This is a genomic window from Micromonospora sp. NPDC005553 (assembly GCF_042871765.1).
Classification (GTDB): domain Bacteria; phylum Actinomycetota; class Actinomycetes; order Mycobacteriales; family Micromonosporaceae; genus Micromonospora.
Genome location: NZ_JBIAJD010000003.1, coordinates 287895 through 309333, shown reverse-complemented (window position 1 = coordinate 309333; position 21439 = coordinate 287895). Strand labels below are relative to the sequence as shown.

Sequence of the window (21439 nt, the reverse complement as noted above, 5' to 3'; positions counted from 1 at the left end):
CGGAGGTACCACCATGGCCAAGCGCGTCTCCGCCTCGAACGTCACCGCGTATTACGGCAGCTTCAAGGCGATCGAGAACATCAACCTGACGGTCGAGCCGAAGACGGTCACCGCTCTCATCGGGCCGTCCGGTTGCGGCAAGTCGACGTTCCTGCGGTCGATCAACCGGATGCACGAGGTGCTGCCGGGGGCCCGGGTCGAGGGCAGCCTGACCATCGACGACCAGGACATCTACGACCGGGACGTGGACGTCACAGCGGTCCGGCGCACCATCGGCATGGTCTTCCAGCGGCCGAACCCGTTCCCCACCATGAGCATCTTCGAGAACGTGGTGGCCGGGCTGAAGCTCAACGGGGTCCGCAAGAAGTCGATCCTGGAGGGCGCGGCCGAGAAGGCGCTGCGCTCGGCGAACCTGTGGGACGAGGTCAAGGACCGGCTGGGCAAGCCCGGCGCGGGCCTCTCCGGCGGTCAGCAGCAGCGGCTCTGCATCGCCCGGACCATCGCGGTCGAGCCGCAGGTCGTCCTGATGGACGAGCCGTGCTCCGCCCTGGACCCGATCTCCACGCTGGCGATCGAGGACCTGATGTTCCAGCTCAAGGACAAGTTCACGATCATCATCGTGACGCACAACATGCAGCAGGCGGCGCGTGTCTCGGACCGGACCGCCTTCTTCTCGATCGAGAAGACCGGCGACCCGGGCCGACTGATCGAGTACGACAACACCCAGAAGATCTTCAGCAACCCGAGCGTGAAGAAGACCGAGGACTACATCACCGGCCGCTTCGGCTGAGCCGACCTCGTCCGGTCACCGGCGCCCCGCCTCCCCGGCGTGGGCGCCGGTGCCATGTCCGCCGCCGACACCCCCCCGGCCGGCCGGTGGGCCCCGTGGTGCGGCCGGCCATCACGCCGCCGGCCCCGTCCCAAGATCGCGGTGGCGGGCATCGAGGGCGCGCAGACAACGAACGGGGCCGGGCCGAGACTGCGGCACGGTGTGTGGGCTCAGCCCAGGACGAAGCGGGGTTCACCGTCCGGGGGCAGGTCAAGGCGTGGGATGACCGGAGTGACGGCGTCCCGATCGGCCGCCGCCCGCGCCACCCCGGCCAGGTCACCAGCAGCCGCCACCTGGGCCAGCGTGACCAGGGTCGGTGGCAGCATCGTCAGCGCGCGGGCCAGCGCGTCCGCCGGGCGGATCCACAGGGTGTGGTCGGCCTCGCCGGAGACGTCGCGGGTCCGCTGGCCCGCCGGCAACAGGGCGACGAAGAAGTACGTGTCGAAGCGGCGCGGCTCGAACTCGGGAGTGATCCACCGACTCCAGGGCAGCAGCAGGTCCGACCGAAGCGTGAGCTGACGGTCAGCGAGCAGCGCCGCGAAGCCCAGCCGGCGTCCCTCCAGGTCCTGTCGGGCCGCCTCCCAGTCGTCGCCGCTGACGTCGCCCACCACGGTCTCCCGGTCCGGGCCCGCGAGCAGCACACCGGCCTCTTCGAAGACCTCCCGCGCTGCCGCGCAGACCACCGCCTGCGCGGCCTCCGGGGCCACTCCGAGACGGTCCGCCCACTCGCCCGGCGTCGGGCCGGCCCAGTCCAGGTGCGCCTCCGAGTCGGAGCGGTCCACCCCGCCTCCGGGGAAGGCGTACATCCCGCCGAAGGTCATCGCCGCGACCCGGCGGATGACGTACACCTCGAAGTCGGCGTCGGTCGGACGCAGCAGCAACACGGTGGCCGCGACCCGCGGCGTCGCCGGGGTGCCGCCCTCGGCCTGGAACCGGCGGGCGTGCTCGACCAGGGCGGCCGGGGCGGGGAAGCCGTCACTGTCGATCGTCATGCCCGCGAGCCTAGTTCCCGCCTTGGGAACGCCAGCCGCGCGCTGGGCGGTCGGCGCGGTCGGCGATTCGAGCGTGATGACCCTGAGACATCAATATGTCTCAGAATCATCACGCTCATCACGGCGTCAGGCCCGGAAGCGCCGGGCCGGGATGTGGTCGCGTCGCAGGCCGGGCAGCGGGCGGTTCACCTGGCTGGGCTAGCGTTCCGGCATGACTCGTTGGGGCATCCTGGCCACCGGCCACATCGCCAGCCGTTTCGCCGAAGACCTCCGGCTGGTGCCGGACGCCGAGTTGGTCGCGGTCGGTTCCCGCGCCGCGGAGAGCGCACAGCGCTTCGCGGACACGTACGGCGCGAAGCGCGCCTACGGCTCCTGGGTGGAGCTGGCCGCCGACCCGGAGGTGGACGCGATCTACGTGGCGACCCCGCACTCCGCGCACTACGAGGCGGCGATGACCTGCCTCACCGCCGGTCGGGCTGTGCTGTTGGAGAAGCCGTTCACCCTCGACCTGGCCACCAGCACCGAGTTGGTGGAGACCGCCCGCGCCGCCGGTGTCTTCCTGATGGAGGCCATGTGGATGCGGTTGAATCCGATGATCCTGCGGGTCGTCGAGCTGATCGCGGACGGGGCGATCGGCTCGGTTACCGGCGTCCGGGCCGACTTCGGGGTGGCCGGGCCGTTCCCGCCGGAGCACCGGATGCGCAACGCGGCGCTGGGCGGGGGCGCCCTGCTCGACCTGGGGATCTACCCGATCAGCCTGGCCCACCTGCTGCTCGGGGTGCCGCAGCACATCAGGTCCTGGGCGCAGCTCGGCCCCGAGGGGACGGACGAGAACACCGGCATGCTGTTCGGCTACGACACCGGAGCCCTGGCGACCCTGAGCTGCGGCATGGTCGGGCTGAGCGGGCAGACCGCCTCGATCACCGGCACCACGGGGCGGATCGACCTGCCCGAGCCGTTCTTCCGGCCGGGTTCGGTGACCCTGCACCGGGCCGGCGCGGATCCGGAGACGATCGTCGCCGACGGGGCAGGCAACGGCTACCAGTACGAGGCGATCGAGGTGCAGCGCTGCCTGGCCGCCGGACTGACCGAGAGCCCGGCGGTGCCGCACGCCACGACCCTCGAGGTGATGACCCTGCTGGACACGGTCCGCGAGCAGATCGGCGTGCGCTACGTCTGAACGGCGGAAGGCCCCCGGCCACGGCTGAACCGTGACCGGGGGCCTTTCCGGAGACTCAGCCGAAGAGCGGGCGGACCAGCAGGTACGTGACGCACGCGATCAGCGCGGCGGCCGGGAATGTGATGATCCAGGCGAGCACGATGTTGCCGGCCACGTTCCAGCGAACCGCGGAGAGTCGCTTGGTCGCGCCCACACCCATGATCGCCGAGGTGATGGTGTGGGTGGTGGAGATCGGGGCCTTCAGGACCAGGGCGTTGAAGTAGAGCACCGCGCTGGCGACGGTCTCGGCGGCGAAGCCCTCGGGCGGACCCAGGTCGATGATCTTGCGACCGAGGGTACGGATGATCCGCCAGCCGCCGGCGTAGGTGCCGAGGGCGAGCATCGTCGCCGAGGTCCAGAACACCCAGCCCGGGATGTGCGTCTTGCTCTCCTGGAAACCGCCGGTGTAGAGCGCCAGCACCACGATGCCCATGGTCTTGGCGGCGTCCTGCATGCCGTGGCCGACCGACATGGCGGCCGCCGAGGCGGTCTGCGCCAAACGGAAGCCCCGGTTGAGCTTGCCCGGCTGTCCCTTTCGGAACAGCCACAGGATGGCCAGCATCAGCAGGTAACCGAGGGTGAGGCCGACGATCGGCGACAGCACCATCGGCAGCAGCACCTTCACGCCGATGTTGCCCCACTGCACGATGCCGCCGGTGGAGAGCAGGGTGGCGCCGACCAGGCCGCCGAAGAGCGCGTGCGAGGACGACGAGGGCAGACCGAAGTACCAGGTGATCAGGTTCCAGGCGATCGCTCCGAGCACCCCGGCGAAGACCACGCCGAGGCTGCTCACCCCGGTGGGGAGGGTGACCAGACCGTCACCGACGGTCTTGGCGACGCCGGCGCCGAAGTGGGCGCCGATGAAGTTGCCGACCGCGGCGAGCCCGAGGGCGATCCGCGGTGTCAGCGCCCGGGTGGAGACGCTTGTGGCGATCGCGTTGGCGGCGTCGTGGAAGCCGTTGGTGTAGTCGAACGCCAGGGCCACCGCGATCACCGCCAGCACGGCGATGAGTTCAGGGGACACCGGCTCAGGACTCCTTGACGGCGATGGTCTCGACGGTGTTGGCCACGTGCTCGAAGGCGTCGCAGGCAGCCTCCAGCTCGTCGGCGACCTCCTTCATCTTCAGCACCGTCAACGCGTCGTACTCACCCGAGAAGAGGCGGACGAGCAGCTGCCGGTTGATCCGGTCGCCCTCGTTCTCCAGCCGGTTGCACTCGATCCAGTAGTCCTCGAGGTCCTTCATCGACTTCAGCCGGGGCATCGCGTCGGCGGTCAGCTTGGCCTGCTGGTCGAGCACGTTGACCATCTCGTGCAGCTCGCGGGGCAGCGCCGGAAGCTCGGTCAACCCGTACAGGTAGAGCAGGTCGCCCACCGCTTCCAGGTGGTCCATCACGTCGTCCAGCAACGAGCCGAGCCGGTAGATGTCCTCCCGGTCGAACGGGGTGATGAAGGTCGAGTTGATCTTCTTGTACAGGTCGTGGGTGATCTGGTCGCTGTCGTGCTCGACCTCGGTGAGCCGCTCGCTGACGGACTGCACGTCCACGCCGGGCAGGGCCAGTTCGTTGAGCAGCGCGGTGCCCCGGACCAGGTTCTGCGCGGCCCTGGTGAAGAGCTCGTAGAAGGCGCCCTCGGTGGGGCGGAAGGAAAACTTCACAGCACAGACCTCGTCGCGTCGGTGGAAGGGTGGCGGTGCCCGAGAGCGCCCGCTCGGTGAATGCTAGGAAACGGCGGAACCGGGAATTCGCCGGCCCACCCCTGGCCAGGCGTCATTCACCGTTCGTTCACCTGCCGTTCATCTCGGCCGCCCCACCAGCACCCGCTCCCCCAGCCAGGAGGCGCTTCCGCTCCCGCGCCACGTCGAAATCGGCAGCCGGATACCCCAGTTCGAGCGTGTCGAACGTCTCACGCAGCAGGTGGGCCACCGCCCAGTCCCGGTACCACTTGCGGTCCGCCGGCACCACGAACCAGGGTGCGGCGTCCGTGCCGCACCGGCTCAGGGCCTCGGCGTACGCAGCCTGATAGTCGTCCCAGTGCCCCCGCGAGTCGATGTCGGAGGGGTTGTACTTCCAGTGCTTACGCGGGTCGGTGAGCCGATCCATCAAGCGCTTGCCCTGCTCGGCGTACGAGATGTGCAGCATCACCTTGATCAGGGTGACGCCGCCCTCGGTCAGCTCCTGCTCGAACGAGTTGATCTCGTCATAGCGGGCTCGCCAGGTCGTCTCCGGCACCAGCGATCCGACCCGGGCGATCAACACGTCCTCGTAGTGCGAACGGTTGAACATCCCCACGTAGCCCTGCGGTGGCAGCTCCCGACGGATCCGCCAGAGGAAGTCGTGCCGCAACTCCTGGCGGGTCGGCGGCCCGAACGAGCGGATGTGCAGGCCCAGCGGGTTCATCGCGCCGGCCACCCGCTTGATCGTGCCGTCCTTGCCGCCGCAGTCCATGGCCTGGAGCACCAGCAGCACCCGCTGCGCCGGCCGCTCCGACCCGGTCTTGGCCATCGCGAAGAGCATCTCCTGCTGCCGGCCCAGCTCCTCGCCGACCAGTTCCACCTGCTCCCGCGCCCAGGTCTTACGGTGCTCGCCGCGGCCTGCGGGCTCCGGTAGGCCGGGCATTGACCGCGGGTCGATCGCGCCGAGATCCACCGGCGCGGTGACCCGCAGCAGGTCCCGCACGGAACCGCCCTCGGGTGCCACGACCTGCCCTTGCTGGGGTGCGCTCATGCACGGATCATCGCCCACCCACCGCCGTTCCGCCCGCCGAGGCCCACCTCCGAACCTGGCCCGCCGATCGACACCGACCGACCTGCGCCGACGGCGAGCACCGGTTTGCCGGGCCGTCTCGGGGCAGCCGGCGAGCCCGCTCGGCGGGAGGATGTAGTCCGGGACGCCGACCGGAAGGGGTGGTGGGTCGTGCGGGAGCTGGCGACGGAGTTCGAGGCCGAGCGGGGCCGGTTGCTCGCGGTGGCCCACCGGATGCTGGGCAGCCGCAGCGAGGCGGAGGACGCCGTACAGGAGACCTGGCTGCGCTACGCCGGGGCGCTGGCCGACCCGGCGGCCCGCGCCGAGATCAGGGACCTGTCCGCCTGGCTGACCACCACCTGCGCTCGGATCTGCCTGGACGTGCTCCGCTCGGCCCGGGTCCGCCGGGAGGCGTACCCGGGGCAGTGGCTGCCGGAGCCGGTGGTGAGCCCATTGGGCGGCCGGCCCCCGGCCGACGGCTACGCGCCCGACCCGGCGGAGCGGGCGGTTCGCACCGACGAGGTCGGCACGGCGCTGCTGGTGGTGCTGGAGCGGCTCGCGCCGGAGCAACGGGTCGCCCTCGTCCTGCACGACGTGTTCGCACTGCCGTTCGCCCGGGTCGCGGGGGTGCTCGGCACCACCGAGGTGGCGGCCCGGCAGCTCGCCTCCCGGGCCCGGCGGGCGGTCACCTCGCCGGACGTCCCCCGGCACACCGCCGACCCGGCCGAGCAGCGTCGGGTGCTCAAGGCGTTCGTCGCCGCCACCGAGTCCGGCGAGTTGGATCAGCTGCTTCAGGTGCTCGCGCCGGACGTGGTCTTCGTCGGCGACTCGGGCGGGCACTTCCCGGCCGCCCGCTGGCCGGTGCTCGGCGCGGACCCCGTGGCTCGCCTCACGCTCGGCCTGTTCGGCCGGACCGGCCGGTACACCGGCCGGGTGCTGGCTCGACCCGTGCTCGTCGACGGCATTCTCGGCCTCCAGCTGGAGACCACGCACAGCGACGGGCGACCGATCCGCCTGGTCACCGCGTTCGCTGTCGACCAGGGCCGGATCAGCGCCATCTACAACCAGCTCAACCCGGAGAAACTGACCGACCTGCCGCCACTGGGCGCCGACGACGGCTGGCCGCCACGCTGGTGAGCCGGCCAGACCGGCCGTGCGGCCTCAGACCACCAGGGCCAACCACTTGCGGTACGCGGTGGCGAACGGCTCGGTGCCGTCGCCGAGCGCCCTCAGCAGCCGCTGTGCCGCAGCCTCGGCCTCGGCCACCACGTCGTCCGGGTAGCCGAACCGGGCCCGGTGCTCGGCGAACTCGTCCTCGTCGAGCAGCTCCACCAGGCCGGTGGCCCGACGCCTGACGACGTCCAGGTCCAGGTCGATCAGGTGGACCGTGTCGTCGGACTCCCAGCGGGCCGGGGTGGTGATGTCGCAGTAGACCTCGCTGGTGCGGGGCGGGGGGTTGAACATGCCGGTCCACCAGGCGCGGTGTGGCACCAACAGCACGAACGGGATCTTCTCCACCGAGGGCCGGCCGTGGTAGACCGACTCGGTGCCCTCGGGCACGCCGAGCCAGACGCCGAGATCGTCCTCGGTGAGCCGACGGGCCGGGTAGTCGCGGTGGGCGCTGCCGTCGTACTTGCGGTAGATCACTCGGACCATGTCGCTCGGCATGATTCGCACCCTAACCGATACAGCCCAACGCGTCGTAGCGTGGCCGTAACCGGACGGGGTCGACCGCGACACCCCGCCCCGGTCGGCATCGCGCCACGCGGCGGATGGGCGCGGTCGGTGTCGGCGGCGCCGGGTACCGTCGCACGGTGACTCCGCCCCGCACCGCCACCGGTTCCGCCACCCCGTCGGCCCGCGCCAAGGGCCGGCGGCGGGGTGCCCGACCCAGTGGCACCGAACTGCTGGCGGCGGCGGTCGGCGCGGTGCCCGGCGGCGCGGAGCGCCCCGGCCAACTGCAGATGACCACGGCGATCGAGGAGTGCGTGGCCGGCGGCGAGCATCTGCTCGTGCAGGCCGGCACCGGCACCGGCAAGTCGCTGGCGTACCTCGCGCCGGCGCTCACTGTGGACGGTCCGGTGGTGGTCTCCACTGCCACCCTGGCGTTGCAGTCGCAGCTGGTCGACCACGACCTGCCCCGGCTCGCCGACGCGGTCGAGCCGGTGCTCGGCCGTCGGCCCACCTTCGCCGTGCTCAAGGGCCGCCATCACTACCTCTGCCTCGCCCGACTGGACAACTCCACCGAGGAGGAGCCGGAGGACACCCTCTTCGACGCCCCCGCGGCGCGCCCCGGCGGCGGGACGAAGTGGCTCGGTGAGGCGGGCCGGCTGGGCAAGCAGGTCGAGCGGCTGCGCGACTGGGCCGAGAAGACCGCCACCGGCGACCGGGACGAGCTGGACCCGGGCGTCGAGGACCAGGCCTGGCGGCTGGTGTCGATGCCGGCCCGCGAGTGCGTCGGCGCGGCCCGTTGCCCGTTCGGGCAGGAGTGCTTCGCCGAGGCGTCGCGGGCCCGCGCCCGGGAGGCCGACATCGTGGTGACCAACCACAGCCTGCTCGCTGTCGACATGCTCGCCGACCGGCACATCGTGCCGCCGCACAAGCTGCTCATCGTCGACGAGGCGCACGAGCTGGCCGACCGGGTCTCCTCCGCCGCCCAGGCGGAGCTGGTGCCCGAGCTGATCGACCGGACCACCCGGCGGGCCCGTACGCTGCTGCGCCCGGAGACCGCCGAGGCGCTCACCGCCGCCGGGGACGCCCTGGCGGTCGGGCTGGCCGAGGCGCCGGCCGGGCGGATCACCGCGGGGCTGCCGACGCCACTGCGGGAGGCGTGCACGCTGCTCGACGCGGCGACCCGCTCCGCCCTGGACGCGATCGGCGACATCAAGGCCGACGACCCCGACCCGGTCCGTAAGCAGCAGGCCAAGGCCGCCCTGGACGAGCTCTCCACCACCGCGCAGCGGCTACTGGAGGAGGGCGACCACGACGTGGCCTGGGTGGAGAAGAACGACAGCGGCAACCGCCGGGCGCTGGTGGTCGCGCCGCTGTCGGTGGCCGGCACCCTCGCCACCCACCTGTACGACGAACGCACCGTCGTGGCCACCTCGGCGACCCTGGCGCTGGGCGGCCGGTTCGACACGGTCGCCCGCGCCCTCGGACTGGACGCGCCACCGCCCGCCCCGCCGACCCCCGCCGCGGCCGCACAGGCCGCCCGCACCGGCCCCGGCCGGCCGGCTGCCGAAGCGCCCGGCCGTCGCCTCGCCGGCGAGGTCACCCCGAACGCCGTCGTCCCTGCCACCGAGGGCCCCGGGTGGCGGTCACTCGACGTCGGTTCGCCGTTCGACTACGCCCGGCAGGGCATCCTGTACGTCGCTGCGCACCTCCCCCGCCCCAGCGTCTCCGGGTTGCCCGAGGCTGCCGGGGAGGAACTGCTCGGGCTGGTCGAGGCGCTCGGTGGTCGTACTCTCGGGCTCTTCTCCTCCCGGCGGGCCGCGCAGCAGGCGGCGGAGCTGTTGCGTGCGCGGACCGACCTGCCGGTCCTGCTCCAGGGTGAGGAGGCGCTGCCGCTGCTGGTGCGTCGCTTCCGCGAGGAGCGCGCCAGCTGCCTGTTCGGGGTGATGTCGCTCTGGCAGGGGGTGGACGTGCCGGGCGACGCCTGTCAGCTCGTCGTCATCGACCGGCTGCCCTTCCCCCGCCCGGACGAACCACTGGCGGCGGCCCGCGCGGCGGCGGTGGACGCGGGCGGCGGCTCCGGCTTCGCGGCGGTGAGCGTGCCGATCGCGGCGGTGAGGCTGGCGCAGGGCGTGGGCCGGCTGATCCGGGCGACCGGCGACAAGGGCGTGGTCGCGGTGCTCGACTCCCGACTGGAGACGGCGCGGGGCTACGGGCCGTTCCTGCGCCGCTCGCTGCCCCCGTTCTGGTACACGACCCGCCCAGAGGTGGCCCGAGGCGCCCTGGAACGCCTCGCCAAGTCCTGACCCTCGCCACGCCGCGCCGGGCCGCTCTGGCCGGCCCACGATCGCGCTACAACAAGGAAAGAGTGGTCTCCCGCTGGCGGGAGGCCACTCTTTCCGTGATCCTGCGTGATCGCGGCCCTAGGGGGCCTGGGAGGCGACGACCACGGCGTCGGGCGGGGTGTCCGGCACCCTGCGGGCGGCAAGCCGGCGGACCGCGGTGTTCAGCACCGCGATGAGCGGCACGGAGACCAGCGCGCCGGTGATGCCCGCGAGTACGACGCCGGCGGCGATACCGATGATCACCGCGAGCGGGTGCAGGGCGACCGCCCGGCCCATGATCAGCGGCTGGAGCACGTGCCCCTCGATCTGCTGCACGCCGATCACCGCGCCCAGGATGATCAACGCGGTGACCGGGCCGCTGTCGACGAGTGCCACCAGCACCGCCACGCCACCGGAGAGCGCCGCACCGACGATCGGGATGAACGCGCCGAGGAAGACCAGCGCGGCCAGCGGGAAGGCGAACGGGATGTCGAAGACGACCAGGAAGATGCCGATGCCGACCGCGTCGATGAAGGCGACAAGCACTGTCGCGCGGACGTAGGCGCCGAGCGTGTGCCAGGAGGCGCGGCCCGCGTCGTCGACCTTCCACCGGGCGGCCACCGGCAGCAGCCGGACCAGGAAGCGCCAGATCCGGTTGCCGTCGCGCAGGAAGAAGAACGTCGCGAAGAGCACCAGCAGCGTGCCGGTCAGCACCTCGGCCAGCGTCGCGGCGGTGCTCAGCGCGCCACTGGTGAATTTCGAGGTGTTGTCGTTGATCCAGGCCTGCGCCTCGTCGATGTAGCGGTCGAGTTGGGTGTCGGAGAGGTGCAGTGGGCCCGTCTTCAGCCAGTTCTGGATCTGCCGGACACCCTCCGACGACTTCTCGCTCAGTTCCGGTACGCCGCGAATGAACTCGTTGACCACCAGCGTCAGCGTGCCGATCACCGCGGCCAGGCCGCCGACCAGCACCACCGCGGTCGCCAGAGACCGGGGGAACCGGACTCGCAGCAGCCAGCCCACCGCCGGCGCGAGCAGCGCGGAGAGCAGCAGCGCGATGGCCAGCGGAATGATCACGATCTTGATCGTGCCGACGATCCGCAGCAGCGCCCAGGCCACCACGCCGATCACGATCAGTCGCCAACACCACGCGGCGGCGATCCGCAGCCCGTGCGGAACGTCGGCGTCGTCCCGGCTTGAGGTGGAGCTGTGCAGGTCCGCCGGAGGTTCCGCGCCGTAGACGGTGGCGCTCGGCGGCGCGGTCGGCCCCGGCACGGCCGGCGACGCCACCCGCGCCGCCTCCGACGCGTCGGTCAACGCGTCACTCGCGGCGCCCTCGTCGGCAGGCGCCGACTCCTGTCGTGACTGGTAGGCGCGGCGAAGCCGCCCGCGTACCCGCTCGAAGCGGCTCAAGCGCACCTCCTGGCAGAAAACCCGGCCCGCCGACGGCGACAGGTCGGACAGCATACGTCCGTTCCCGACACCGTAGGGCGGTTCCGCCACACAATGCCCCGACCACCTCCGGCGTAACCACCGGCCGGCCACCTTCGGCCACACGGTAGCGTCTGCGACGTGACCGCCGACAACGATCTCGACGCCGGCCTGCCGATCCGCCTGCTGCACGACCGCGTGCTGGTGCGGATGGAGGGCAGCGAGGGCGAACGCCGCTCCACCGCTGGCATCGTCATTCCGGCCACCGCAGCGGTCGGCAAGCGCCTCGCCTGGGCCACCGCGGTCGGGGTGGGGCCGAACGTGCGCGCCATCGTCTCCGGCGACCGGGTGCTCTTCGACCCGGACGAGCGCTCCGAGGTCGAGCTGCACGGCCGCGGTTACGTGCTGCTGCGGGAGCGGGACGTGCACGCCGTGGCCGCCGAGCGGATCGAAAACGACTCGACCGGCCTCTACCTCTGACGCACCTCCCTCGGCCATCAGGCCCCGTCGCGCACCGTTTGCCCAGCCGCACGACGGGAAGCCATCCGGCGACCGTGGCCCTGGGGAGGGACGATGCCGGTATTCGTGAAGAAGCTCTTGACCTGGGGCAGTGTCGCGTTCCTGATCTACTTCATGGCCTTTCGGCCGGACGGCGCCGCGCAGATGTTCCGGGCGATCGGAGCAGCGCTGATCGCAATGTTCCAGGGCCTCGGTGATTTCCTAACCTCGCTGATGACCTGACGCCCAGCCACGCCACGCCACGCGGATCATGGAGTTGTGGTGCCGGACAAAGTCCACAAGTAGTGCCAAGCCAGGCACCACAACTCCATGATCGACCGGAGTCGGCCGCGATCTCGCACTTACTGTCCTGGCGTAGAGGGCATTCCACGCTTTTCGACGACCGAAACTGCAAGATCGGCGCGTGCGAGGGCGGGGGCGGGGGCGGGGGCGGGGCGAGCAAGCCCCGCCTTGCCTTGCCGCGCTGCTTCGGTTGGGCGGTAGCCGGTGGTGTCAGGGGTGCGTTGGCGGCCAGGGAGAGGCCGGGCGCAGGCCGGGCCGACCGGGCGGGGCGTAACCCATCGGGGCCGGGGCGGGAGCCAGCACCACCGGGATCGGCACCACCGGCTCGTCCGGCGCGTCCACTGCGCGCTCGGTGCCGTCCGGGAAGCGCAGGTGGTAGCGGCTGCCGTCCCAGACCCCCGCCGGGGCCTGCGGGTCCCGACCCACGAAGAACGACCGGTATCCGGTGATCGCGTCCAGCAGTTCCCGCTCCTCGCGGGCGGTCCGCTCCTGGTCGGCGGGTTTGCGGTCCAGGCCGCGCAGCGCTCCGTCGCGCAGCAGGGCCAGTCGGGTGGCGGCGGACTGGTAACCCCGCATCGCCCGCACCCCGGCGTCGCCGGCCACCCGCCGCGCCCAACTGCGGGCTGCGTGCCGCCGGCCGAGACTGCTCAGCGCGGCCACCTCGGGCGGGCTGAGCCAGCCGGCGCGTACGTAGTCGGGCAGGACCCGCTCGGTGAGTCGCCCCTCCCAGGCGCGCAGCCACAGCGCCAGCCCCACGGTGCCGAAGAAGACCGGCACCATGAGGCCCAGGAAGCCGTACAGCATGATCATGGCCTCGCCGGTGGCCTGGGTCAGCGTGGGCAGCAGGTTCCACGTGCCGTGCAGCATCATCGCCAGCAGCAGGCCGGCGACCGGGGCGAGCACCCGGATGCGCCGGTCCGCCGTCCGGGAGGCGATGCCCAACCCCACACCGGTCATCGAGGTGAAGAGGGGATGGGCGAACCCGAACAGCAGGATCCGCAGGATGAAGATCGCGATGACCTGCTGGATGCCGGTGGCCGGGCCGTACCGGTCGGCGCCGGACGCGTAGCCCAACCCGCCCAGGTAGAGGATGTTCTCCACCATCGCGAAGCCGACCGCGGCGAGCCCGCAGTAGACCAGGCCGTCGGTGATCCCCGACCACTCGCGGCGGCGGAACACCAGCAGCAGGATCGGGCCCAGCGCCTTGGTCAGCTCTTCGATGAACGGCGCCACCAGTACCCCGGTGAGCGCCGACGGCAGGCCCCAGTCGGCGAAGCGGTTGGCCGCGAAGTCGTTGACGGTGAGCGAGGCGGCGGTGGAGACGAACGCCCCCCAGGCGAAGCAGAAGATCAGATACTTCAACGGCTCCGGTTCGTACCGGTCCAGCCAGAGGAAGCAGCCGACCAGCACCGGCACCGGCAGAATGGCGGCGACCACCCCGATCAGCAGGGCCTGCGCACCGAGCGACTGGCCGAGCGTGAAGACCATGAAGACCGCGCATGCCGCGATCAACAGCACCACCCCGGCCAGCACCAGGAACCGCCGCCAGCCCAGTCGGCGCAGCGGCATTCGCGGCGTCGCACCCATGGGAGGGCCGGCGGGCGCGGGCGGGGCGGCGGGCGCAGGCGGCAGCGGTGAACCGGGCGGGGTGTCGGCCATGCGGTCAGCGTAGCCATCCGCCGCCGGCTGGTTCGGTCGCATCGGTAGCCGCTATGCTGCCGGCAGGTCACGAGCGCCAGCGTCAAGCCCCGGCTTGCTGGCCGGCAACCCTCGTCGAGTTCGCGGTGGGGTGCCCCGGGTGATGACCGGGCCCAGCCCGATCGGTGTGCTGGGCAAGCGCGGACCCCGTCCCGATGTCGCACCCGGGGTCCCTGACCCCGGAGGTTCCGGCGTGTCCGTCACTCTCGTACCCTCGCTGCCCAGCCTGCCCACCGTGCCGTCCGCGTCGCTCGACGTCCTCGGCGTGCCCGGCGAGATCAACCTGGACTACGCGGCCACTGCGCCGTGCGCACGGGCCGCAGCCGACGCGGTGGCAGAGCTGCTGCCCTGGTACGCCAGCGTGCATCGCGGAGCGGGAGCGCTGTCGCGGCGCTGCACCCTCGCCTACGAGCAGGCCCGGCAGACGATCGGGGACTTCTTCGGCGCTCGCGCCGACGATCATGTGATCTTCACCCGCAACACCACCGACGCGCTCAACCTGCTGGCACGGGCCGTGCCGGCCGGCACCACCGTTGTCACGTTCGCCGGCGAACACCACGCCAACCTGCTGCCCTGGCCGCGCGGGTCGGTGCGGCTGCCGGTGCCCAGCGACCCCGACGGGGCGGTACGCGATCTCGCCGCCGCCCTCACCGAGCTGCGCCGGGGCAGCAGCCCGGCGTTGCCGGTGCTGGTAGCGGTGACCGGTGCGAGCAACGTGACGGGTGAGCGATGGCCGGTCGCCGAACTGGCGCGGGTGGCGCACCGGCACGGTGCCCGGATCGTGCTCGACGCCGCGCAGCTCGCCCCGCACGCCCCGGTCGACCTGCTCGCGCTCGACGTCGACTACCTGGCCGTGTCCGGCCACAAGCTGTACGCGCCGTTCGGCGCGGGCGTGCTGATCGGTCGCGCCGACTGGCTGGACGCCGCCCCGCCCTACCTGGCCGGCGGTGGCGCCACCAGCCACGTCGGGCCGGCCACCCACGACGTGACCTGGGCAACCGGCCCGGCCCGACACGAGGGCGGCACCCCGAACCTGCTCGGAGCGGTCGCGCTGGCGGCGGTGTGCAGGGCGCTCGACGAGGCGGACCAGGGCGCGCTGGCCGCCCACGAGCAGGCCCTGCTGGCCCGGCTACGGACCGGCATCGCCGCCCTGCCGCACGTCGTCGAGCTGCGCACCTTCGGCCCGGACGCGCCCCGGGTCGGCATCGTCTCGTTCGTGGTGGCCGGCTGGGATTCCACCGAGGTGGCCACCCGGCTGGCCGCCGAGCACCACATCGGCGTACGGGACGGGTTGTTCTGTGCCCACCCCCTGGCCCGGCGTCTGCTCGGCGAGGCGGCGGGGCGTACCGGCCGGCGGGACCTGCCGTCCACCGCGCTGCGGGCCAGCATCGGGCTGGGCAGCACGGCCGACGAGGTGGACCGGCTGCTCGCGGCCCTGGCCGAGCTGGCCTGAGGCTCGCCCGGCGGTCGTTCCCGCTCAGCCGACCGGCGGGGCGGTGGGTGGCTTCGGCGTCTCGCCGGGCTCGGCGGGCTCACCGACCGGGCGCTCCTGCTCCCCGAAGGCGGTGCGGATCCACCGGTTCGCCTCCTCCTGCTCGATGCCGGAGGCGACAAGCAGGTCGCTCGCTGTCGTCCGGATCTGGGCGATCACCACGCTGCCGGAGAACCCCACCCCGGCGCCGTACGCCCGGCTGGACTCGCTGACCGCCCGCAGCGACCGCTCCCGGGCCTCCTCCGGCTCCTCACCGGCGGCGAACTCGTGCTTGAGCAGCCGGACCGACTCGGCGAGGTGACCGATCGCGTCCGGCATCGGATCGGGTACCGGTTCCTCGTCCTCGACCAGCGTGACGGACCGGCGGATCAGGGTGCCGCTGTTGCGCATCGCCCGGTCGATCGGGTCGGCCGCCTCGGCGTAGTGGGTCAGTTCGTCGCGGCGGTGCCAGCGGGCCGGGGAGAGGGTGGCGGTCTCCTTCGCCCCCTCGATCGCCTCGCCCAGCGTGGCCAACTCCTCCTTGTTGTTGCGCAGCCTCTCCAGTGCGGCCTGGATGGTGGCGCGGTCCCGGTTGCGCAGCCCGTCGGCGGTGGCGTCGAGCTGGGCGGCGAGCAGGTCCAGGGCGGGGCGAGCCGCCCGGTTGATCACCCGGAGTGGGTTCAGTGGCAGCAGCACCGCCGTGACCAGCAGCGCGATCCCACCGCCGAGGAACGCGTCGACGAAGCGGGGGATCTCCAGGTTCTGGGTCGACGGGCTCAGCGTCACGATCAGCACCGCCGTGGCCGCCGCCTGGATGACGATGGCCACGCTCGCTCCGGCGAAGATGGTGAGCAGGATCGCCACGGTGACCACCAGGCCGAGCTGCCACGCCCCGGTGCCGAGCAGGTAGATCAGGAGGTCGCCGACGGCCACCCCGACCCCCACCCCGACGATCAGCTCCACCGTCCGGCGGAACCGCTGACCGACCGACGCGGCCAGGGTGCCGACCGCGGAGATCGGCGCGAAGACCGGTTGCGGGTTGCCGAGCACCTTGTGCGAGATCAGGTACGCGAGCCCGGCGGCGAGCCCGGCCTGCACCGCGAGTCCGCCGGCCATCCGTACCCGGTGCAGCCGATCGTGCAGGGTGGCCCGGCTGCGGTGGCGCAGTTGTTCGGTGGCCTCGGCGATCCGTGCGCCGTCGATGTCCACCAAACCGTCGCGCAGCGCGGTGCGTCGCACCATCGGCTGTCGCTTGTCCCGGGCCACGGCCATGGGCGCGACTACCCGTGGTGGCCCCGCTGAACCCTCCCTTCCCGCGCGTTGCGGGCGGATGCGGCAGACTCGGGCGGTGGTTGATCTGTTGGACCGGTGGCGGGCGGCGGCCCGGGGTGCCGGCGCGGGGCCCGAGCTGGATACCACCAGGGCTGGCGAGCAGTTGATCGCCCGCTGGCGGGAGCCGCATCGGCACTACCACACGGTGGCCCACCTGACGGCGGTGCTCGATGTGGTGGACCAGCACGCCGACCTGGCTGCCCGGGCCGATGCGGTCCGGTTGGCGGCCTGGTTCCACGACGCGGTCTACGACCCCCGTGCCAGCGGCGACGCCAACGAACGGGACAGCGCCGCTCTGGCCGAGAGCGTGCTCACCGGGCTCGGGGTGCCGGGGCCCACGGTGGCCGAGGTGTGCCGGCTGGTGCTGCTCACCGCCGGGCACGCTGTGGCACCGGGCGACCGGGACGGCGTTCTGCTCTGCGACGCGGACCTGGCCGTGCTGGCCGCGCCGCCGGCCAGCTACGAGCGTTACGCGGCGGCGATCCGCCGGGAGTACGCCCACGTGCCGGAGCCGGCCTTCCGGGCTGGGCGGGCCGCCGTGCTGACCGGCCTGCTGTCGCTGCCGGCGCTGTTCCGGTCGCCACCGCTGGCGAGCCGGTGGGAAGAGCCCGCCCGGGACAATGTGCGCCGCGAGCTGGCCACCCTCACCGGGGCACCGGAGAACGCGGGTTGACCAGGTGCTTCGGCCGACGCAGGTCGGCGGCGCGGAGTAACCGGACCAGCTCCCGGCTCGGCACCACCTGGGCACCGAGCCACACCGCCGCCGCGAACCGGTCCGCCGGGATGTCGTAGTGGTCCCGGTCGAAGCCGCGTCGGGGCGCGCCGAGCGCCTCGGCGAAGACGTGCAGCTCGGCGTACGAGACGTCACTGATCAGGTGCGACCAGAGCCGACCGCGCCACGGCCAGGCCGGCCGGTCCAGGTAGAGCATGGTGCCAAGTTAACCCGCTCAGTCGATCATGTTGATGATCGCCCGGTACCGCCCTAACCTCGGCTGCATGGCCCCCACCGCGCTCCTCGACGACCTGCGCGCCGCGCTCGGTGACGACGCCGTGCTCACCGACCCGGACCTGCTGCTCATGCACCAGCGGGACGAGGCCGACCTGTGCGCCGCCGGCGTCCCGCTGGTGGTGACCCGCCCGCGCGACACCGAGCAGGTGGTCGCCGTGATCCAGGCGGCGGCGCGGCACGGCGTACCGGTGGTGCCGCAGGGCGCGCGGACCGGGCTGGCCGGCGCGGCGAACGCGGTGGACGGCGCTGTGGTGCTCAGCACCGTCGCGATGACCGAGATCCGGGAGATCGACCCGGTGAGCCGGATCGCCGTGGTCCAACCGGGGGTGGTCAACGCGGCCCTGGCCGGGGCGGTGGCGAAACAGGGCCTCTGGTACCCGCCGGACCCCGGCTCCTGGCAGTCGTCGACGATCGGCGGCAACGTGGCCACCAACGCCGGCGGCATGTGCTGTGTGAAGTACGGAGTGACCACCGAGTACGTGCTCGGCCTGGAGGTGGTGCTCGCCTCCGGTGAGGTGCTGCGCACCGGCCGGCGTACGGCCAAGGGGGTGGCCGGCTACGACCTGACCCGACTGTTCGTCGGTTCGGAGGGCACCCTCGGCGTGATCACCGAGGTGACAGTGGCGCTGCGCCCCGCCCCGGCTGACTCACTGACCCTGGTGGCGGTCTTCGGATCCACCGCCACGGCCGGAGCGGCGGTGGCCGAGATCGCGGCTCGCGGGCTCACCCCCAGCCTGCTGGAGTTACTGGACCAGACCCACCTGCGGGCGATCGAGGCGTACCGACCGATGGGGTTGCGGACCGACGCGCAGGCCCTGTTGCTGGCCGCCGCCGACACCGGCTCCCGGGCGGCGGACGACCTGGCCGTGCTGGCGGAGGTGTGCGAGGCCGTCGGCGCCGACGAGGTCTACGCGGCCACCGACGCGGTGGAGGCGGCGGCGCTGCTCCAGGCTCGCCGGCTGGCCCACCCGGCCATGGAGAAGTTCGCGGCGGACGCCTACCCGGGCGGCATCGGCGGTCTGGTGATCGACGACGTGGCGGTGCCGCGCGGCGCGCTCGCCGCGCTCCTGGACGGGGTCGCCCGGATCGCGGCCGAGTGTGAGGTGCCGATCGGCGTGGTGGGGCACGCCGGGGACGGCAACATGCACCCGAACATCGTTGTCGACCGGGCCGACCCGGCGAGCGTGGAGCGGGGTCGGCGGGCCTTCGACGAGATCATGCGGCTCGGCCTGGACCTGGGCGGCACGTGCACCGGCGAGCACGGGGTGGGGCTGCTCAAGCGGGACTGGCTGGCCCGGGAGATCGGGCCGGTCGGTGTCCGGGTGCATCAGGCGATCAAGTCGGCGCTCGACCCGGCCGGCCTGCTCAACCCGGGCAAGGTGCTCTGACCGGCTGCGGTCAGCCCTTGACCTCGGCCGGGGTCGCCTGGGTGAGCAGCAGCAGGATCTCCCCGGCGACCGGCGTGAGCTCCTCGCCCGGGCAGTCCTGCGAGGTGATCAGCCCGGTCGAGGTGATGAGGCTGGACGTCAGCGCGTCGATGCAGGTTGTCCGGTACCGCCGGGCCTGATCGGTCTCGTCGGCCAGCTTCGGGTTGGCGAGCAGCACCTGGAGCCGTTCGGTCAGCTCCGGTGCGAGGGTGCCCCGGGAGGTCACGCCGTCGCCGGCGCAGTCGACGCACTGCCACGCGCCGTTCCGCTCGACGCTCAGGGTGCGCATCGGCCCGTCCTCCCCGAGCCGCTGGAGCAGGCTGACCTGACCGGCGGCGACGGTGGTGGGGATCTCCAGCTGCGAGCCGCCGCCCGCCGTGCCAGGGGTCGGTTGCGCCACCGGGGTGCTCGGCTTGTCTCCGTCGAAGAGGGAGCACCCGGTCAGGGCACCGGCGAGCGCGACGGCGAGCAAGGGTAGGAGCAGATGAGGGCGCGCGCGGGCTAGCACGCGCGGAAACCTACCCCACCGTAGGTAGCGTCCGAAACCACCATCCGGGCCGGTATCGATGGTTACCCATCGGTAACGTCGCAATTCGTCATCGAGCGGACGAGCGCAGCTCCGCCTGGTTGTCGTCGCCCCGGTCGGCCGCGTAACCCCTGACGTCCGGAGCGCCGAGGCGGGCCGCGTCCGCCGTCGCGTCGTCCGGCATCAACTGGGACTGCCGCTCCGCCTCCACCCGAACCCGGTAGTGCTCGACCTCCCGCGCCCGGGTGGCCGCGTCCCAACCGAGCACCGCCCCCATCAACTCGGCGGTGTGCTCCGCCGACTCCAGCCCCCGGTGGCTGGTCTCGAACGAGATGCGGGTCCGCCGGGTCAGCACGTCCTCCAGGTGCAACGCGCCCTCGGCCCGCGCCGCGTACGCGACCTCGGCCGCCAGATACTCCGGAGCACCAGCCAGCGGGGACGCCAGCAGAGGATCGGCGTCGACCAGCGCCAGAAGGTCCAGGGTGAGGGTGCCGTACCGCTCCAGCAGGTGCTCCACCACGCCCACCGGCACGCCGTGCCGGCGGGCCAGGTCGGCCCGGTCCCGCCACATGGCCGGGTAGCCGTCGGCGCCGAGCAGAGGCAGGTCGGCGGTGCGCGACGAGCGAGCGCCACCGAGTCGGCGCGCGGCCCGGTCGACCACGTCGGACGCCATCACCCGGTACGTCGTGTACTTGCCGCCGGCGACCAGCAGCAGCCCGAGCATCGGCTCGAAGACCGCGTGCTCCCGGGAGAGCTTCGAGGTCGAGTCGGCCTCGCCGGCCAGCAGCGGACGCAGCCCGGCGTACACGCCCTCGATGTCGGCGGTGGTCAGCGGCCGTTCCAGCACGGTGTTGACCTGCTGGAGGAGGTAGTCGATGTCGCGGGCCGAGGCGGCCGGGTGGGAACGGTCCAGCCGCCAGTCGGTGTCAGTGGTGCCGATGATCCAGTGCCCGCCCCAGGGGATGACGAAGAGCACCGAACTCGCCGTACGCAGGATGAGCCCCGTCTCGCCGGTGATCGCCGAGCGGGGCACCACCAGGTGCACCCCCTTGGAGGCGCGTACCCGGATGCCGGGTCGCAGGCCGACGTCGTTCAGCATCCGGGACATGTCGTCGCTCCACACGCCGGTGGCGGCGATGACGGTGCGGGCCTGCACCTCGAACTCCGCGTCCGGCGATCCCGGTGGCGCCTCCAGGTCCCGGACGCGGACGCCGGTCACCTCGCGGGCCTGCCGGATCAGCCCGACGGCGCGGGCACTGCTCACCACTGTGGCGCCGAGGCTGGCCGCGGTGCGGGCCAGTGTGACAACCAGCCGGGCGTCGTCGACCTGCCCGTCGTAGTAGCGGATCGCCCCGGCCAGCGCGTCGGCCCGCAGACTCGGGAAGATCCGCCGGGCGCCTTCCCGGGTCAGGTGACGGTGCAGGGGCATTCCCCGACCACCGCCGAAAATCCCGGCGAAGGCGTCGTACGCGGCCACCCCGGCGCCGTAGTACGAGCGCCGGAAGACCCGGGCCGGCAGGTCCCGCAGGCCCCGCCCGGGCGGCAGCGGCACCATGATCGGCACCGGGCGTACCAGGTGCGGCGCGAGCCGGGTGGCCAGCAGGCCGCGCTCGGTGAGCGCCTCGTGGACCAGGTGGAACTCCAACTGCTCCAGATACCGCAGGCCACCGTGGATGAGTTTGCTGGACCGGCTGGAGGTCCCGGCGGCAAGGTCACGTGCCTCGACCAGCGCCACCTTCAGGCCACGGGACGCAGCGTCCAGGGCGGCACCGGCTCCGGTCACCCCGCCCCCGATGACCAGCACGTCGAAGCGCTCGGCACGCAGTCGACGCAGGTCGGACGCACGGCGGACCGGTGAGAGCTGACCGGCGACGGATCGGGAGACATTGGGGTCGCGCACCTGTCCACCGTAACCGTCGAGCCACCGTGTCGACATTCGCCGCCCGCCCCGCACCGCGCCTACCTGCTCC

The 21439-nt window shown here is 72.5% G+C and carries 20 protein-coding genes and 1 riboswitch; of the genes, 9 read left to right on the top strand and 11 right to left on the bottom strand.

The genetic code is table 11. The features are described 5' to 3' along the window. Window positions 1-13 precede the first annotated feature (13 nt). On the top strand, window positions 14-790 hold the full coding sequence (gene pstB, locus ACFYPG_RS13890) for a phosphate ABC transporter ATP-binding protein PstB (RefSeq protein ID WP_387352695.1): 777 nt from the start codon (window positions 14-16) through the stop codon (window positions 788-790). Window positions 791-999: 209 nt separating this feature from the next. On the opposite strand, the gene ACFYPG_RS13885 is transcribed toward pstB, so the two are convergent. Beyond that, on the bottom strand, window positions 1000-1821 hold the full coding sequence (locus ACFYPG_RS13885) for an NUDIX hydrolase (protein ID WP_387352141.1): 822 nt from the start codon (window positions 1819-1821) through the stop codon (window positions 1000-1002). A gap of 211 nt (window positions 1822-2032) precedes the next feature. Between ACFYPG_RS13885 and ACFYPG_RS13880 the strand changes: the two genes are divergently transcribed. Continuing rightward, entirely contained in the window at window positions 2033-3001 is a 969-nt protein-coding gene (locus ACFYPG_RS13880; protein WP_387352140.1) for a Gfo/Idh/MocA family protein, read from the top strand. A gap of 55 nt (window positions 3002-3056) precedes the next feature. Here the strand turns inward: ACFYPG_RS13880 and ACFYPG_RS13875 are convergent, their stop codons facing one another. The 3 genes from ACFYPG_RS13875 to ACFYPG_RS13865 form a co-directional block, all read right to left on the bottom strand. Continuing rightward, window positions 3057-4064, bottom strand: a complete 1008-nt coding sequence (locus ACFYPG_RS13875) for an inorganic phosphate transporter (RefSeq protein ID WP_355005825.1) — start codon at window positions 4062-4064, stop codon at window positions 3057-3059. 4 nt (window positions 4065-4068) lie between these two features. Beyond that, window positions 4069-4695, bottom strand: coding sequence for a DUF47 domain-containing protein (locus tag ACFYPG_RS13870; protein ID WP_053655020.1), 627 nt, complete (start codon window positions 4693-4695; stop codon window positions 4069-4071). 127 nt (window positions 4696-4822) lie between these two features. Beyond that, on the bottom strand, window positions 4823-5764 hold the full coding sequence (locus ACFYPG_RS13865; RefSeq protein WP_355005826.1) for a PPK2 family polyphosphate kinase: 942 nt from the start codon (window positions 5762-5764) through the stop codon (window positions 4823-4825). A gap of 189 nt (window positions 5765-5953) precedes the next feature. Here ACFYPG_RS13865 and sigJ point away from each other — a divergent pair, with 189 nt between their 5' ends. Further along, complete coding sequence (sigJ, locus tag ACFYPG_RS13860) at window positions 5954-6919, top strand: RNA polymerase sigma factor SigJ (protein WP_387352137.1); 966 nt, start codon at window positions 5954-5956, stop codon at window positions 6917-6919. Between the two features lie 24 nt (window positions 6920-6943). Here the strand turns inward: sigJ and ACFYPG_RS13855 are convergent, their stop codons facing one another. Beyond that, window positions 6944-7450 carry a DUF402 domain-containing protein gene (locus ACFYPG_RS13855; RefSeq protein ID WP_355005828.1) on the bottom strand — a complete coding sequence of 169 codons (507 nt, stop codon included), beginning with the start codon at window positions 7448-7450 and terminating at the stop codon, window positions 6944-6946. Window positions 7451-7554: 104 nt separating this feature from the next. On the opposite strand from ACFYPG_RS13855, the gene ACFYPG_RS13850 reads away from it, so the two are divergent. Continuing rightward, window positions 7555-9759, top strand: a complete 2205-nt coding sequence (locus ACFYPG_RS13850; RefSeq protein ID WP_387352135.1) for an ATP-dependent DNA helicase — start codon at window positions 7555-7557, stop codon at window positions 9757-9759. Window positions 9760-9876: 117 nt separating this feature from the next. Here the strand turns inward: ACFYPG_RS13850 and ACFYPG_RS13845 are convergent, their stop codons facing one another. Beyond that, window positions 9877-11241 (bottom strand): AI-2E family transporter, encoded by a 1365-nt coding sequence (locus ACFYPG_RS13845; RefSeq protein WP_387352134.1) that lies wholly within the window; start codon window positions 11239-11241, stop codon window positions 9877-9879. 105 nt (window positions 11242-11346) lie between these two features. Here ACFYPG_RS13845 and ACFYPG_RS13840 point away from each other — a divergent pair, with 105 nt between their 5' ends. Further along, window positions 11347-11685 (top strand): co-chaperone GroES, encoded by a 339-nt coding sequence (locus ACFYPG_RS13840; protein ID WP_091402887.1) that lies wholly within the window; start codon window positions 11347-11349, stop codon window positions 11683-11685. Between the two features lie 93 nt (window positions 11686-11778). Beyond that, entirely contained in the window at window positions 11779-11946 is a 168-nt protein-coding gene (locus ACFYPG_RS13835) for a hypothetical protein (protein ID WP_167337262.1), read from the top strand. 270 nt (window positions 11947-12216) lie between these two features. Here ACFYPG_RS13835 and ACFYPG_RS13830 read toward each other — a convergent pair whose 3' ends face one another. Next, window positions 12217-13707, bottom strand: a complete 1491-nt coding sequence (locus ACFYPG_RS13830) for a PrsW family intramembrane metalloprotease (RefSeq protein ID WP_387352133.1) — start codon at window positions 13705-13707, stop codon at window positions 12217-12219. A 23-nt stretch (window positions 13708-13730) separates the two neighbouring features. After that, window positions 13731-13851: riboswitch (SAM riboswitch) on the top strand. A gap of 46 nt (window positions 13852-13897) precedes the next feature. Between ACFYPG_RS13830 and ACFYPG_RS13825 the strand changes: the two genes are divergently transcribed. After that, window positions 13898-15157 carry an aminotransferase class V-fold PLP-dependent enzyme gene (locus ACFYPG_RS13825; RefSeq protein ID WP_387352132.1) on the top strand — a complete coding sequence of 420 codons (1260 nt, stop codon included), beginning with the start codon at window positions 13898-13900 and terminating at the stop codon, window positions 15155-15157. Between the two features lie 24 nt (window positions 15158-15181). Here the strand turns inward: ACFYPG_RS13825 and ACFYPG_RS13820 are convergent, their stop codons facing one another. Further along, window positions 15182-16417: an FUSC family protein gene (locus tag ACFYPG_RS13820; protein ID WP_355005833.1), complete on the bottom strand. Its 1236-nt coding sequence runs from the start codon at window positions 16415-16417 to the stop codon at window positions 15182-15184. 106 nt (window positions 16418-16523) lie between these two features. Here ACFYPG_RS13820 and ACFYPG_RS13815 point away from each other — a divergent pair, with 106 nt between their 5' ends. After that, the gene (locus ACFYPG_RS13815) at window positions 16524-17180 is read left to right on the top strand and encodes a metal-dependent phosphohydrolase (protein WP_387352130.1); all 657 of its coding nucleotides are present in this window, start codon (window positions 16524-16526) and stop codon (window positions 17178-17180) included. On the opposite strand, the gene ACFYPG_RS13810 is transcribed toward ACFYPG_RS13815, so the two are convergent. Continuing rightward, complete coding sequence (locus ACFYPG_RS13810) at window positions 17152-17436, bottom strand: DUF4031 domain-containing protein (RefSeq protein ID WP_355005835.1); 285 nt, start codon at window positions 17434-17436, stop codon at window positions 17152-17154. The genes ACFYPG_RS13815 and ACFYPG_RS13810 overlap by 29 nt on opposite strands. Window positions 17437-17503: 67 nt before the next feature. Between ACFYPG_RS13810 and ACFYPG_RS13805 the strand changes: the two genes are divergently transcribed. Then, window positions 17504-18904, top strand: coding sequence for an FAD-binding oxidoreductase (locus ACFYPG_RS13805; RefSeq protein ID WP_387352129.1), 1401 nt, complete (start codon window positions 17504-17506; stop codon window positions 18902-18904). Between the two features lie 10 nt (window positions 18905-18914). Here the strand turns inward: ACFYPG_RS13805 and ACFYPG_RS13800 are convergent, their stop codons facing one another. Beyond that, complete coding sequence (locus tag ACFYPG_RS13800; protein ID WP_355005837.1) at window positions 18915-19451, bottom strand: hypothetical protein; 537 nt, start codon at window positions 19449-19451, stop codon at window positions 18915-18917. Window positions 19452-19539: 88 nt separating this feature from the next. Then, window positions 19540-21405 carry a glycerol-3-phosphate dehydrogenase/oxidase gene (locus tag ACFYPG_RS13795; RefSeq protein WP_387352128.1) on the bottom strand — a complete coding sequence of 622 codons (1866 nt, stop codon included), beginning with the start codon at window positions 21403-21405 and terminating at the stop codon, window positions 19540-19542. Window positions 21406-21439 lie beyond the last annotated feature (34 nt).